General features: G+C 33.7%; 12 protein-coding genes and 2 tRNA genes. 7 read left to right on the top strand and 7 right to left on the bottom strand.

All coding sequences use genetic code 11. From position 1 onward, the window contains the following. Nucleotides 1–79: 79 nt before the first annotated feature. Nucleotides 80–1,051 carry an AEC family transporter gene (locus tag T537_RS0102435; RefSeq protein WP_031556110.1) on the bottom strand — a complete coding sequence of 324 codons (972 nt, stop codon included), beginning with the start codon at nucleotides 1,049–1,051 and terminating at the stop codon, nucleotides 80–82. Between the two features lie 111 nt (nucleotides 1,052–1,162). Next, nucleotides 1,163–1,247 (bottom strand) — tRNA-Leu (locus T537_RS0102430). Between the two features lie 205 nt (nucleotides 1,248–1,452). On the opposite strand from T537_RS0102430, the gene T537_RS0102425 reads away from it, so the two are divergent. The 7 genes from T537_RS0102425 to secD all read left to right on the top strand — a co-directional run bounded on the left by T537_RS0102425 (nucleotide 1,453) and on the right by secD (nucleotide 7,965). Beyond that, nucleotides 1,453–1,533 (top strand) — tRNA-Leu (locus T537_RS0102425). A gap of 514 nt (nucleotides 1,534–2,047) precedes the next feature. Beyond that, the gene (locus T537_RS0102415; RefSeq protein ID WP_027438146.1) at nucleotides 2,048–2,332 is read left to right on the top strand and encodes a hypothetical protein; all 285 of its coding nucleotides are present in this window, start codon (nucleotides 2,048–2,050) and stop codon (nucleotides 2,330–2,332) included. 140 nt (nucleotides 2,333–2,472) lie between these two features. Beyond that, nucleotides 2,473–3,231: a C39 family peptidase gene (locus tag T537_RS0102410; RefSeq protein WP_027438145.1), complete on the top strand. Its 759-nt coding sequence runs from the start codon at nucleotides 2,473–2,475 to the stop codon at nucleotides 3,229–3,231. Nucleotides 3,232–3,275: 44 nt separating this feature from the next. Beyond that, nucleotides 3,276–3,794: a shikimate kinase gene (locus T537_RS0102405; RefSeq protein WP_027438144.1), complete on the top strand. Its 519-nt coding sequence runs from the start codon at nucleotides 3,276–3,278 to the stop codon at nucleotides 3,792–3,794. A gap of 106 nt (nucleotides 3,795–3,900) precedes the next feature. Continuing rightward, nucleotides 3,901–4,047 carry a six-cysteine ranthipeptide SCIFF gene (gene scfA, locus T537_RS11940; protein WP_034210474.1) on the top strand — a complete coding sequence of 49 codons (147 nt, stop codon included), beginning with the start codon at nucleotides 3,901–3,903 and terminating at the stop codon, nucleotides 4,045–4,047. A 201-nt stretch (nucleotides 4,048–4,248) separates the two neighbouring features. Further along, nucleotides 4,249–5,610, top strand: coding sequence for a thioether cross-link-forming SCIFF peptide maturase (scfB, locus tag T537_RS0102395; RefSeq protein WP_027438143.1), 1,362 nt, complete (start codon nucleotides 4,249–4,251; stop codon nucleotides 5,608–5,610). A 102-nt stretch (nucleotides 5,611–5,712) separates the two neighbouring features. Continuing rightward, nucleotides 5,713–7,965 (top strand): protein translocase subunit SecD, encoded by a 2,253-nt coding sequence (secD, locus tag T537_RS0102390; RefSeq protein ID WP_031556104.1) that lies wholly within the window; start codon nucleotides 5,713–5,715, stop codon nucleotides 7,963–7,965. Between the two features lie 125 nt (nucleotides 7,966–8,090). Here secD and recJ read toward each other — a convergent pair whose 3' ends face one another. The 5 genes from recJ to T537_RS0102365 all read right to left on the bottom strand — a co-directional run bounded on the left by recJ (nucleotide 8,091) and on the right by T537_RS0102365 (nucleotide 14,675). After that, nucleotides 8,091–9,824, bottom strand: coding sequence for a single-stranded-DNA-specific exonuclease RecJ (gene recJ, locus T537_RS0102385; RefSeq protein WP_031556101.1), 1,734 nt, complete (start codon nucleotides 9,822–9,824; stop codon nucleotides 8,091–8,093). A 12-nt stretch (nucleotides 9,825–9,836) separates the two neighbouring features. Beyond that, nucleotides 9,837–11,105 (bottom strand): chloride channel protein, encoded by a 1,269-nt coding sequence (locus tag T537_RS0102380; RefSeq protein ID WP_031556098.1) that lies wholly within the window; start codon nucleotides 11,103–11,105, stop codon nucleotides 9,837–9,839. Nucleotides 11,106–11,134: 29 nt separating this feature from the next. Then, the gene (locus T537_RS0102375; RefSeq protein WP_027438139.1) at nucleotides 11,135–11,629 is read right to left on the bottom strand and encodes a CYTH domain-containing protein; all 495 of its coding nucleotides are present in this window, start codon (nucleotides 11,627–11,629) and stop codon (nucleotides 11,135–11,137) included. Between the two features lie 670 nt (nucleotides 11,630–12,299). After that, complete coding sequence (locus T537_RS0102370; protein WP_027431204.1) at nucleotides 12,300–12,590, bottom strand: HU family DNA-binding protein; 291 nt, start codon at nucleotides 12,588–12,590, stop codon at nucleotides 12,300–12,302. Between the two features lie 123 nt (nucleotides 12,591–12,713). Continuing rightward, nucleotides 12,714–14,675, bottom strand: coding sequence for an ABC-F family ATP-binding cassette domain-containing protein (locus tag T537_RS0102365; RefSeq protein ID WP_031556090.1), 1,962 nt, complete (start codon nucleotides 14,673–14,675; stop codon nucleotides 12,714–12,716). Nucleotides 14,676–14,717: the final 42 nt, after the last annotated feature.

Genomic DNA, 14,717 nt, shown 5'->3' with positions numbered 1-14,717 from the left:
ATAGAAAAACTATATAAAAGAACAAAATCGCAAATTATAGAAAACTATATTAAAGAACAAGATCGCAAATTATAGAAAACTATATTAAAGAACAAGATCGCAAGAGAAATATCCATGCAGTAAGGGTTATACTTGATAAAAGAGTGGTAAGCACAACGATGCTTGAGGATAAAACCTCATCATTATCCATAGCCTTTGCCATTACAAAGCAGGTAACTGTTGTAGGAGAGGCAAGCATAATTAGAATAGCGATAAGTTCTTGATTTCTAAATCCCATATAAATAGCCACAGGAATAAAAATTGCAGCAAGTAGGATTAGTTTGATAAACGTAGCTACAAGGGTAGGCTTTATCTTTTTTATTGCCTTAGAACCTTCAAAACTTGCACCAATACATATTAATGCAATAGGAGTAGCAGTTGCGGCGATTGATTCCACAGTTTTATTTAGAATTGTTGGTAACTTAATGTTAAGTAGAGAAGCAACAAAACCAATCACAATACCGATAATAATAGGGTTTTTAAGAATGTTAATGGCTGCTTTTTTAATGTTTTCTTTTTTAGAAGTAGATGAGCTGATATTTTTACCATGAAGTTCAGGATGAGCCTTAAAGGTAAGAATAGTTACGGCAAAAATATTAAATAATGGAACAGCGGCAACAATCATAAGAGGTGCCATTCCAGCGTCTTTATAGATATTTTCAATAAAAGCGATTCCAAGGATGGCTGCAGAACTACGGCAAGAAGCCTGTATAAATGCACCCTTCATTGAATCATCTTTCATAAAAATCTCAGTTAGAATCCATGTAATGCTAAACATTAGAATTGTTACAATACAGCAAAATAGTACAAACTTCAAATCAAAATCTGATTTAAAGTTGGCAACGGATAAGTCTCTAAACAAAAGAACAGGTAAAGAAACTTTGAAAACATAGCGATTAGCCACAGTTGCAAAGTGTTCATCAACAATACCTATTTTTCTAATAACATAACCCACAATCATAACAAGAAAAATGGGAATAGTAGAGTTTAAGCTAAATATAAATGAGTCCATAATAATCCTCCTAATTCATTTGTATTTAACATTATAAAAAATAAAGGGAAATGTAAAGAGAAAGAACAGGAAAACAAAAAAGACATCAGGTAAACCTGATGTCTTAGCTAGTGCAGACGGCGGGACTTGAACCCGCACCCAAGCAATATGGACTAGATCCTTAGTCTAGCGCGTATGCCAATTCCGCCACGTCTGCTTAAGTTTTTGTTGTCTGCTGTATGTCAGCGACTCGTATATAATATCACTGGCCTTATTTTTTGTCAACATCTTTTTTGAAAAAAATTCGCTAAAATACTAAAAAAGACGACATATTTAGTATTGATATAACTCCCTAATTACTAAAAGCTTTATAATTCTAAGTTGACAGTGCATTTTTAGTGAATTAAAATATTTAGATGTGAGCGGAAGTGTTGGAATGGCAGACAAGCAAGATTCAGATTCTTGTGTGGTAACACGTGCGAGTTCAAGTCTCGTCTTCCGCATTAATAAAAGGGAGTTATGGCGCTTGCAAAGTGGATTTGGAATGCCTACTTTAATAATCCGTATCCGGGAAAAATCCGTGATGCGGATTATTTTTCTTGCTTAGAAAAAATGCGAAAATTTGTCTATTGCCTTTTTTCAAAAAAATCTTCTTATATGGGTAACAAAATTGGCTGATTTGGGCTTTGTTTTTTCGAGAATTAATCTGTTTGGATGAATAATTTTCCAAAAAGATTAAAACCACAAGTCAAAATTTGAAAAAACTTGCCTTTATGAGCAAAAATTTCTTTTTTTGGATAAGAATTCTCAAAACAAGAGGCTTGCATATATGAATCTAACCCCAGTGCCTTAAACAAGGCAATTCTAACTATAAGTTTTATCCCGCCCCATAATTTCAATATAAGTTTCTAGCAATTACATATATAATATTGCAAGCAGAACATTTGTGTGGTATAATCTTCATACAGAACAACAGTTCTAGTACATATGTGGAATTAATGTGGACGGTGATTAGCTATGTATGATAGAAAGCCTGTAGATGTAATATTACAAAATAATACGGATGGAACAATTATACCGCTTAGATTGAGGCTAGAAGGAGAAGATGGGGAGAAGAAGCAGTATAGAATAATGGCATATATGGATTTGTCCCATCAAGGTGCAAGGACCTTTGCTGATGGGGTGTATATATCTAATAGAGACCTTGCCTTTAGATGTAAAGTCTTAATTAATGACCAGATAAGAATTGTTAATTTATATAGAAAGCCATCCTATGAGTCCTGGTTTGTTACCAATATTTAGCTTTTTAGGCCAGACTTGTTGTAGCTAATATATTTAAGACTATCCTTTAACAAATCTTTGCTTATGAAATGTAATAACTTCTTCTTCCAAATTGCTCGAATGACATATATAATAAACGAAAGCCTAAAGGAGGAAACTATATGAAGAAGAAAGCTTTCATAATAATTCCTAGTATGGTTATATTTGTTTTATTTATAATTCTAATTGTAAAAATAGGACATAAAAGAAGCCGAAGCCAGCATAATAAGTCAGAGCTAGTTAAACAATCAGATGATGAAATAAGACAGGATGAAGGCGAATCCTATGAGGATATTACATCAGAGATAAGTGATAGTGAAACTAAAGAAGATATTACATCAGATGCCAATAATAGAGTTTATCTTAATGTAAATAACATAGTACAAAATCCAGAGTTACCAACTGGCTGTGAAGCAGTATCTGCAACTATAGTTTTAAATTATTATGGAATTAATATTAGTAAGACGGATTTTGTAGATTCATATTTAACATATTCAAATGATCCTTATTTAGGGTTTTGTGGAGGAACACCCTATGATGAGCCAGATGGAAGCCAGCTTCAGTGGGTAGCTGCAGGACCTATTGCAGAATCTATGAACAAGGCTATAAAGGATTTAGGATATGGATATCGCGCAGATGATATTACAGGAACAAGTTTTGAAGAGATACTTAAACTAGTAGAAGAAGGACATCCAGTAATATTTTGGGCTTTGGAGAATATGAGAAGCGGAGATCATACATTGGTGTTAATTGGTTATGATCGTTTAGAAGGAATATGCTATTTTGCAGATCCATTAAAGAGTGGAATTCAAAGATACTCATATGAAGCATCTAGACAGGCATTTAACAAAAGAGGCAATCAAGCAGTAATAATTAATTAGTAATAAGACAAATTTTGAGGAAGTTAATAAAGAAGGAGAATGATGTGAAAAAGACTAATATTACATTAATTGGTATGCCAACTTCTGGGAAAAGTACTGTTGGCGTAATTGTAGCTAAGATTTTAGGAATGGATTTTGTGGATGCGGATTTAGTTATTCAAAGCAGAGAAGGCATGAAACTAAGTGAAATTATAGATAAGAGAGGTATTGATGGTTTTGTTAGCTGTGAAGGCAATGCTATTATGTCAATAGAGGCTAAGAATACAGTTATAGCCACAGGTGGAAGTGCTGTATATAGTGATGAAGCTATGAAGCATCTAGCTAAAGATTCTGTGATTGTTTATCTTAAACTTGAAAAGGAAGAGCTGTTTAATAGATTATCCAATGCTAAAGAGCGCGGTGTTGTGCTACATAAGGGTGAAACACTAGATGATATGTTTAATAACAGGGCCATTCTTTATGCAAAATACGCAGATTTAACAGTAGAAGAAAAGGGGCTTACAATGGAGGAGACCGTTGAAAGCCTTGTAGAATCTATTAAAAAATATAATGAATGTCTCTAGCTAAAAATCCCTTTTATTAATAATTTTGTTTAAAGCCAAAATTATTGTAAATTTAAGCTGTTAATGGTATAATCTATTAGTCAGTTTATATAAAGGAGGTTTTGTCATGAAACATATTAAGACACTCACTAACCGTGTATTAAAGGACACAATGAAGAACGGTGGATGTGGCGAATGCCAGACATCATGTCAGTCAGCTTGCAAGACATCTTGTACAGTTGGTAATCAGAGCTGCGAGAACAAGAATAATTAATTTTATTTTTAAAGAGAGTGTTAAAGCATTTCGACACTCTCTTATTTTTGCGGCTTTCCACAAAAGATAAAATAATTAAAATATTAGTGACTTGATTTAGATGCGTGTACGAAGTTAAAAAATGAAGAAAAGACAAAGCACAATAAGTAATAAGTGCGTTACTATTTTTATAAATAGTATAGATATTAAGAGGTAATTATAATGATACATCAGTTTAAAAATAACGGATATAATATTGTTTTAGACGTAAACAGTGGTTCTGTACATGTAGTAGATGATATGGTTTATGATATCATATCTGCATATGAAGGCCATACAGTTGATGAGGTTGTCTGTCAGTTTGAAGGCAAGTATTCTAAGGAAGATGTAGAGGAATGCTATGCTGAAATTACTGAACTTAAGGAAGCTGGACAGCTATTTACAGAGGATATATATGAGCCATATATTGACTCATTTAAAGATAGACCTACAGTAGTTAAGGCTTTATGTTTACATATTGCACATGACTGTAACTTAGGTTGTAAATATTGCTTCGCTGAAGAAGGCGAATACCATGGTAGAAGAGCTTTAATGAGCTATGAAGTTGGTAAGAAGGCACTTGATTTCTTAGTTGCTAATTCAGGCAATAGACGTAATCTTGAAGTTGACTTCTTTGGTGGCGAGCCAACTATGAACTTTGAAGTAGTTAAGCAACTTGTAGCTTACGGTAGATCTCTTGAAGAGCCTAACAACAAGAAGTTTAGATTTACATTAACAACTAATGGTATCTTACTTAATGATGAAATCCTTGAATTTGCTAATAAGGAAATGGGTAACATCGTATTAAGTATTGATGGACGTAAGGAAGTTAATGATCGAATGAGACCAGTTCGTTCAAGTGGTAAGAGCTCATATGACATTATCATGCCTAAATTTAAAAAGGTTGCAGAGAGCCGTAACCAGATGAACTATTATGTTCGTGGTACATTTACACATCATAACCTTGATTTCTCTAATGATGTATTACATTTAGCAGATGAAGGTTTTGAACAGATTTCAGTTGAGCCAGTAGTTGCTCAGCCTACAGATGATTATGCAATTAGAGAAGAGGATCTTGAGATCCTTAAGGAACAGTACGATATCTTAGCTAAGGAATTAGTTAAGAGAAAGAAAGCTGGTAAGGGATTTAACTTCTTCCACTTTATGATTGATTTATCAGGCGGACCATGTGTAGCTAAGAGATTACAGGGCTGTGGTTCAGGTTGTGAATATTTAGCTGTTACACCATGGGGTGATTTATATCCATGCCACCAGTTTGTTGGTAATGAAGATTTCCTTATGGGTAATGTGGATGAAGGAATTACACGTCCAGACATTAGAGATAGCTTTAAGGCATGTAACGTATATGCTAAAGAAAAATGTAAGTCATGCTTTGCTAAATTCTATTGTAGTGGTGGATGTGCAGCTAACTCTTATAATTTCCATGGCAATATCAATGATGCATATGATATTGGATGTGAATTACAGAGAAAGAGAATTGAATGTGCGATTATGGTTCGTGCAGCAATGGCTGAAGAAGAATAATCTTTAGCGTATTTCACTTTATTTCTTATAAATGTTTCGCCGCAATTTTGGAAACATTTTTTGTAATAAGAAATTTTTTATGTTGAAGGGAGAGAATGTAACATGAAGTACGGAATAGGTAAGAAGATATGTTACAGCGTCATCGTACTAGTATTGCTTGTTGGACTAATCTTAACAGCTATATTTGGTATGAATGGCAAAGGCTACGGTAGCGTAGAAGACATCAGCTTAGGATTGGATCTTGCTGGTGGTGTTAGTATCACATATGAAATTCAGGATGAACAGTTTTCATCTCAGGATGTAGAAGATACTATTTATAAGTTACAGCAGAGAGCTGAAGGCTACTCTACAGAATCAAATGTTTATCGTGAAGGCGATAACAGAATCACAGTTGAAATTCCAACTGGTGAGAATTCACAGGATGATGCTAATGAAATCCTAGAAGCACTTGGTACACCAGGTTCTCTTGAATTCTTGGATTCAACAAATTACTCACTTTGGTCACAGGGTAGTGAATATGAGACATTACTTACAGGTAATGATGTAGAACAGGCTCAGGCATACACAGATTCATCAGACACAACTGCTAAGACACCTTATGGTGTTCAGTTAACATTTACTGATGAAGGTGCAGAAAAGTTCTACACAGCAACATCTAATAACATTGGTAATATAATCTATATCTTATTTGATGGTAAGATTGTTTCAGCACCAAGTGTAAGCTCAGCAATCTCAGGAGGAACAGCTGTAATTAATGGTATTGAAAGTTATGAATCAGCAGAAACATTAGCAACTTATATTAGAGTTGGTTCAGTTCCTGTAACACTTTCAGAAGTATCATCTTCAATTGTTAGTCCTCAGTTAGGAGCAAGTGCAATTAAGACAAGTTTATTTGCAGCTATTGTAGGTCTTGTATTACTTTGCGTATTCATGATCGTAATCTATAGATTACCAGGTGTTGTGGCAGCATTAACACTTTCAATCTATACAACATTAGTTTTATTCTTACTAAGTGTTTATGACTTAACACTTACATTGCCAGGTATTGCAGGTATTATCCTTGGTATTGGTATGGCTGTTGATGGTAATGTAATTATTTATACTCGTATTAGAGAAGAAATTGCGGCAGGAAAGAGTGTAGAAAATTCTATACTTTCAGGTTATAGTAAAGCAGCTTCAGCTATCATCGATGGTAATGTAACAACTCTTATTGCTGGTGTTGTTCTTTATATCTTTGGTACAGGTTCTGTAAAGGGCTTTGCTACAACACTTATTATTTCTAATATTGTTTCTGTATTTACATCACTTGTAATTACAAGAATTATTATGAAATTACTTTACAACTTTGGTTGTAAGAGTCCAGTTTTATATGGTAAGACAGTTCATAAGAAGACAATTAACTTCTTAGGATTTAGAATTAAGGCATTTATTATTGCAGCAGTAGTAATTGTTGCAGGTTTTGTATGCATGGGCGTTCGTTCAGGTATGGGTGATGGTGCATTTAATTATTCACTTGAATTCGTAGGTGGTACAACAACTACATTTGAATTTGCACAGGAATATAGCACAGAGCAGATTGAATCAGATATTATTCCTTTAATTAAGGAATCAGCTGGAGTTATGGAAGTTCAGCAGCAAAAGACACAGGATTCATCAGCTGTAGCATTTAAGACACCTGCACTTACACAGGAACAAAGAGAAGCAATGGAAGATGCTGTAGTGGCTAAATATCCTATTAAGGATGGTTCGACAGTAGAATCAACATCTATTACTGGATCAGTAAGTTCTACAATGAGAAAGAATGCATTACTTTCAGTACTTCTCGCTACTGTATTTATGCTTGTTTATATCTTTATTAGATTCAAGGATTTCAAATTCGCAGCAGCAGCAGTACTTGCTTTAGTTCATGATGTATTAGTTGTATTAGCATTCTATGCATTCTCAAGAATAACAGTTGGTACAACATTTATTGCTTGTATGTTAACAATTATTGGTTATTCAATTAACGGTACAATTATTATATTTGATAGAATTAGAGAGCAGTTAAAGACAGCTAATTCTAAGACAGATATTACAGAACTTGTAAATTCATCAATTACATATACATTTACAAGAACAGTAAATACAACAGTAACAACACTTATTATGTTAGTTTGCCTTGCAATTTTTGGTGTTGCTTCAGTTAAGCAGTTCTCACTTCCACTTATTGCAGGTATCATAGCAGGTACATATTCATCAGTACTTATTACAAGTGCTTTATGGTATTTAATGGGCGGTAAAAAACGTGGAATAGTTAACGAAGTTAAAAAGACAGCACCTAAGAAAGCTGTTTATGAAGACGGTGCTCAGGTTTAATATCTAGAATATGGATTAATAATAATTAAGATTAAAATAAGCGAAAGCTAAAAAATACCACTTATCATAAGGATAAGTGGTATTTTTTTATATAAAGCTAAAGCTTATAGCTTAAATTAGTTTATTTAACCAATTTCGTTAATAATAAATTGGATTTTTCTATTGCCCATATATTCGTTAATATCAGGATAATAGATAATATTAATATTAGAGTTAAGTTCTGGAATATCATTTTCTTCTGCCTTAAATTTAATGGCATCTACAATATGTCCATTTATAGTCTGTAATTGTAATTTTAAGACATTCCTATTTTTTCCAATAATTCTTGCGGATACAACTTTTAAATTTCTATCAGCAAAAATAGGTTTTTCATTGCCCTTACCAAAGGGTTCTAGAACTGAAAATTCATTGATTAAGTCAAAAGATACATAATCAAGTGGCATTGGAACATCAATCCAAGTCTTAGGCGTTAAATCTTCTGAACTTAAGGACTGATAAGAATTAAGAGCAGTTCTAAAAGCATCAATATTATCAGGACTTAGGGATAGGCCAGCAGCCATAGGATGACCACCAAATTTAGTAAGTAAGCCCTTTACCTTAGATATTTCTTCAAACATATTATAGCCTTCAATTGAACGACCAGAACCTTTAATACAGTCCTCTCCATTAGTTAGGCAAATAGTAGGTTTGTAGTATTTTTCTCGTATTCTACCTGCAATAATCCCAGCAATGGATTCATGACAATCAGGCAGATAAACAACTAAGACCTTGTCATCTTTAAGGGATGTTGAGTCAATTAATTCAAAGGCTTTTTTAGCTTCGTTTTCAGTAAGTTCCTTACGTTCATCATTAAGTTCTTTAAGCTTTATTGCAAGCTTATTAGCTTCGTCGTAATTACTACTTAAAAGCATTTTTATAGCTATGTTGGCACTTTCTAGTCGGCCAGAAGCATTAAGACAAGGACCAACAACAAAACCTATGTGGTAGGAATTAATATTATTAATATCAAGTTCACATGCATTAATAAGGCAGCGTAGTCCAATATTACTAGTTTGTGCTATATGTTTAAGCCCATATTTTACAATTACACGATTTTCGTTAATAAGATTCATAACATCGCCTACGGTAGCGATTGCTGCAAACTCTAGGAAATCCTCTAAATCCTTTGTATCGGCTGTAAGTTTAGAATCACTAGAAGAAACTCCCATAAGCTTATAAAGTACCTGTATGAGCTTATATGCCACTACAGCGCCGCATATACCATCAAATGGATAATTACAATCTAATTGCTTTGGATTTACAATTGCATCGGCATTTGGAAGACTGTAGTTTTTTTCATCATTTATCATTTCAAAAGGGATGTCGTGATGATCTGTAACAATAACAGTCATAGCCTTATCCTTAGCATGTTTTATCTGATTTATAGCTGCTATACCGTTATCGCAAGTAAGAATAGTATCAATACCATCTTCATAAGCTTCATCAATTAATCGTTCATTTATACCGTAACCGTCATGAATTCTATGGGGAACAACGTAATCTACATTGGCACCACATCTAGTTAAACCCTTATAAAGAATAGTAATGGAGCATATTCCATCAATATCGTAGTCACCAATAATGCGGATTTTTTTACCGGATTTTATTTTATCAATAAGAATATTGCTGGCTAGCTTAACATCCTTTAGTAATTCAGGATTATGAAGACTGTTTAGGTCTCCATTAAGGTACATATCAAAATCATTTTTTGTTATAATGTCACGATTTCTAATAATTCTAGCTGTGACCATATCTATATTATATTCTTTGGCAATGCCCTTAAAATCAGCTTTCTTGCCATAAACCATCCATTTACTCATAATTCGTCCTTTTTAGTGAGTTGCTTTATTAATAAATTCAGTTCTGTATTTTGAATACATGATTTTCTGTGTGCTATAAAGACTGTAGTAGCCAGAAAGTAAATAGCTAAGGGCTATACAGAGAACACAGTATTTAATTGATGATGCTCCAAACATCTCAATTGAAAGTAAAATTGAAGTGATTGGACAATTAGTAACACCACAAAAAACAGCAACCATACCACATGCTGCACATAATCCCACAGGAAGGCCAAAAACAGAAGCTAGGAAGCTTCCAAGAGTAGCTCCAACAAAAAGTGTAGGAACAATTTCACCACCCTTAAATCCACCACCAAGAGTTATGGCAGTGAATATAATCTTTAGAATAAATACATACCATGCGCAGGAATTAACAAAACTAGCCGAAATTATATTAGAACCAGCACCAAGATAATCAGTTGAGCCAACAATATATCTTAGGGCGATAACTAATAAACCAGCTACAAAAACTCTAAGGTATTGATTTTTTAAGAATTTTTTGTATAGATTTGCGGCATTATGTAAGCAAAGGCAAAGCAAAATACTAGCTAGTGCAAAACATATTGCCATAATTACAAATTTAGTGCCATTTAGCATATCAAGTTTGCAAAGTTTATCTACAGTAAATGCAGTAGGTGCAATTCCAAGATAAGATGCGATTTTTTGAGCAATAAGTGCTGAAATAACGCAAGGAACAAGGGCTGCATAATACATAATACCAACGCTTATAACTTCCATGGAAAAAATTGCAGCTGCAATAGGTGTACCAAAAAGAGCGGAGAAGCAAGCACTCATACCGCACATAATCATGATTCTAGTGTCTTTATCATCAAATTTAAAGGCCTTAGCAAGGAAGTTACCAAGGGAACCACCAACCTGAAGGGCAGCACCTTCTCTACCTGCAGAACCACCAAAAAGATGAGTAATAGCTGTTGAAATAATAATAAGAGGAGCCATCTTAATTGGAACTTCCTCGTTAGACTGGATAGCGGTAATAACAAGGTTAGTACCCTTATTATCCGCCTCACCCATTATTCTATATAAAAAAATGATAACTAAACCACCAAGTGGAAGTAGGAAAAGTATATTAGGATTTTCAAATCTGAAATCTGTAACTAAACCTAATAGCAAATGGAAACATGACCCCACAAATCCAATTAAGCAACCGCTAAGAGTGGCACATAATAGCCACTTAATGAGTGTCAATGTAGCATTTTTAAAACGTTGTATGGTTTCCATTATTTCATCACTTGATAAATTCATGAGTATCTCCCTTTTTATAAAAATATGTATTAATTAACATGGCTATCTTTTATAAGCGCCTCTATATCTTCTTTAGTCATAACGCTCATTCTACTGTTATGATAAGCTTTCTCATTGGTTACATCTTTAATAAACCAGTCTGGTAATGTATAAGAATTGCATTCCTCTATATTAGGGAATTCAACTTCAGCAAGAACAACACCACTAAAATCTCCTAAAAATAAATCTAATTCAATTGTATAACCCTTACCGTCCGGGATTTCGTATCTTTTCTTTGTTATTATATTGCCATCAGCTTTTTTAATAAGGTGGGCATAAGCTTCGGCGTTAAGAGGAAGATTGTATTCTTCTCTATTCATCTTGCCCTTGCCCTTATATGTTAGATAATAATCTTCGTCGTCTTTTCTAACTCTAACAACAGGATTAGTGTTTAAATAACCCTGTTCAATAAGTCTGCATTTATAATTATCTAGATTATCAGGTATATGTGATACCAAAAATTTACGTTCAATTTCTACTCCCATAAATTCCCTCTTTTCATGTTAAATTTAAGAACTTTAGCCTAATAAATTTAGCATATGTATGTCTTATTTTCAAGGGTTTGACTGAATATAGAAAAGTTTTGGACATAAAAAAAGCCCCCGTAGGGGGCCTTTTTTATATAAAAATTTAATGAGGGAGGGGATTACATATTTAGGGAAATGTAATCCATGACTGGCACTGTTTGGGGGGGGAGGATGCCAGTCATTTCGTAATCTCAAATTCACGATCTACTTTTGAGATTACTCGCAACCATTATTAAATGGATGCTCTTAGTTTCTAGACCTCTGTACTAAATAGAGGTTAGCGACAAGTCTAGCTTGCCATGTTATTTATGAAAAAGATTTGCCTGTTCAACTGTAGCTACTTTAAAAAGGGAGAGAAAATAGCTTTCTCGTTGAACATGTGAATATAATAAGGGATAAATGTGAACTAGATTTGTCGAATATAGAAACAAATTAGAAAAAAGTATAAACTGATTATAAACTAAAACTCAAAAAATATAATAAACTAGGGATAATAAGAGATAAAATGGAAACTAAAGCTTTTTATTTCTTTAAAAGATAGAGATTGTAAAATCAAAAAAAGACGCATATCAAAGATATGCGCCATTTTTTTGTCTTAAAACAATTAGTATCTTAACTATCGGTTGAATTACTTCTTCTTCTTGCCAGCGTTAACTGTTTCTTTTAAGCCCTTACCAGCCTTGAACTTAGGAGCCTTAGAAGCAGGAATCTTAATAGACTTACCTGTCTGAGGATTCTTACCTGTTCTAGCAGCTCTTTCAACAACTTCGAAAGTACCAAAGCCAACTAACTGGATCTTTTCGCCCTTCTTTAATTCTTCAGATACTGTTTCAACAAAAGCCTTAAGAGCCTTCTCTGAATCCTTCTTAGAAAGTTCAGCCTTTTCTGCGATAGCAGCAACTAATTCTGTCTTGTTCATAAAAACTATTTCCTCCTTAAGATTATTAAGTTTTAATAATTATAAGTCATTTATACTACGAATATTTTAGATTGTCAACAATTTTAACTTAAAAAATGCCGATTTTATGCGATTTTTTTGAATTTATATACTCTCAGAAAGAATTTCCCACCTATCATATAAATTGCTCAAATCCGCTTCAATACTGGTTTTCTCCTTATGTAGCTCCATAAGTTTTCCAGTGTTGCTTGCAATTTCAGGATTTGCATATTCTTCGTCGATTTTTTTGACTTTTTCCTCTAATTCTTCGATTTTAGCCTCGACTTTTTTAAGCTCATTTTTGGCTTTTTTAAGTCTGTTTTGCTCTTCCCTTGACTGTTTCCACTCTTCTTTTGAATTAGAATTATTGTTATTAGAAGATGTAGTATTAACTGTAACAGTAGCTTTATTAAGAAGCGTTGGGTCATTTTTAAGGGCTTCATCCACTGCAGCCTTTGTTAAAATGTCCTTTTTTTCAATGTAATAGTCATAATTACCAATGTAATTAACTGTGGTTTTATTAGTAAGTTCAACAATTCTTGTGGCAGTTGTATTAATAAAATATCTATCATGACTTACATAGAGAACTGTTCCTGTGTAGCTATTTAGGGCGTTCTCTAGAATTTCCTTAGATACAATATCTAGGTGGTTAGTAGGCTCATCAAGGATGAGGAAGTTGGCGTTAGAAAGCATAAGCTTTGCAAGGGAAACTCTACCTCTTTCACCACCAGATAAGTCTCTAATATACTTAAATACATCATCTCCTGTAAAAAGGAAAGCGGCTAATGTATTACGAATCTTGGTATTGTTAAGGTCTGGATAAGCATCACTAATTTCTTCAAAAAGTGTCTTATCTGGGTCAAGTACATGGTGTTCCTGATCGTAGTAACCAATTTCAACTTTTGATCCAAGGGTAATAGTTCCGCTATCTGCCGGAATAAGGCCGTTAAGGAGACGTAGAATAGTAGTCTTTCCAGTACCATTATTACCAATTAGGGCAACTCTTTCCCCACGCTTAATATCAAGGTTTATGTTTTTAAAAAGAGTAACATCGTCAAAGGATTTAGTAAGTCCTTCTACAGAAAGAACGTCATTACCACTAACAACCTCAGGTTCTAGCTTTATCTTCATCTTATCATCAAGTTCAGTTGGCTTTTCAATAACATCAATTTTATCAAGCATTTTTTCACGAGATTCCGCTCTCTTAATAGATTTCTCGCGGTTAAACTGCTTAAGCTTAGTTATAACTGCTTCCTGATGCTTAATTTCACGCTGCTGATTTAAGTATTCTTTTAATTTCATATTACGAAGAATGGCCTTTTTGCTTGCGTAATCAGTATAGTTTCCGCTAAAGACAGTAACTACACCCTGGTCAATTTCAATAACCTTAGAAACGATTTTATCAAGGAAATATCTATCATGGGAAACTAAAACTACAGCACCTGTGTAGTTAAGTAAATAGTTTTCTAGCCATGCAATAGATTCCATATCTAAGTGGTTAGTAGGCTCATCAAGTAAGATAATATCAGGATTTGAAAGAAGGATTTTACCTAGGGCCACACGGGTTTTTTGTCCACCAGACAATGTGTTTACATTAAGACTAAAATCTTCTTCGCTAAATCCTAAGCCCTTTAAAACACCCACAATTTCAGACTTATAGGCATAACCATTAGCCATTTCAAATTTTTGGTTTAAACTGTTGTATTTGTTAAGGAGGGCATCAAGCTCCTCACCCTTAGTGCTGCCCATTAAGGATTCAAGTTCTCTTAGCTCTTTTTCCATATCAATTACAAATTGTTTAACTTCAAGCAATTCATCATAAATGTTCTTACCAGAACTAAGATTTTGTTGCTGGGCAAGATAACCAACAGTTTTGCCACGGGTAAAGGTAACAAGACCACTATCAACAGGCTCTTCTCCTACAATCATCTTTAAAAGAGTTGATTTACCAGCTCCATTAATACCGACAATTGCAGCCTTTTCATGGTCTTCAATATTAAAAGTAGCATCCTTAATGATAACATCAGTACCAAAGGATTTATTTATATTATTAACTGAAAGAATCATATAACCTCCGATTTAATAAAACTCTATGATAAGCAAGTATTA

Origin of the sequence: Lachnospira multipara LB2003, assembly GCF_000702205.1 — a bacterium.
GTDB lineage: Bacteria > Bacillota > Clostridia > Lachnospirales > Lachnospiraceae > Lachnospira > Lachnospira multipara_A.
This window is presented reverse-complemented; position numbering and strand designations above follow the sequence as displayed.

Coding starts and splice junctions, on each gene's coding strand:
- T537_RS0102435 (WP_031556110.1), bottom strand. CDS start 1,051: ATGGACTCATTTATATTTAGCTTAAACTCTACTATTCCCATTTTTCTT.
- T537_RS0102415 (WP_027438146.1), top strand. CDS start 2,048: ATGTATGATAGAAAGCCTGTAGATGTAATATTACAAAATAATACGGAT.
- T537_RS0102410 (WP_027438145.1), top strand. CDS start 2,473: ATGAAGAAGAAAGCTTTCATAATAATTCCTAGTATGGTTATATTTGTT.
- scfA (WP_034210474.1), top strand. CDS start 3,901: ATGAAACATATTAAGACACTCACTAACCGTGTATTAAAGGACACAATG.
- scfB (WP_027438143.1), top strand. CDS start 4,249: ATGATACATCAGTTTAAAAATAACGGATATAATATTGTTTTAGACGTA.
- secD (WP_031556104.1), top strand. CDS start 5,713: ATGAAGTACGGAATAGGTAAGAAGATATGTTACAGCGTCATCGTACTA.
- recJ (WP_031556101.1), bottom strand. CDS start 9,824: ATGAGTAAATGGATGGTTTATGGCAAGAAAGCTGATTTTAAGGGCATT.
- T537_RS0102380 (WP_031556098.1), bottom strand. CDS start 11,105: ATGAATTTATCAAGTGATGAAATAATGGAAACCATACAACGTTTTAAA.
- T537_RS0102375 (WP_027438139.1), bottom strand. CDS start 11,629: ATGGGAGTAGAAATTGAACGTAAATTTTTGGTATCACATATACCTGAT.
- T537_RS0102370 (WP_027431204.1), bottom strand. CDS start 12,590: ATGAACAAGACAGAATTAGTTGCTGCTATCGCAGAAAAGGCTGAACTT.
- T537_RS0102365 (WP_031556090.1), bottom strand. CDS start 14,675: ATGATTCTTTCAGTTAATAATATAAATAAATCCTTTGGTACTGATGTT.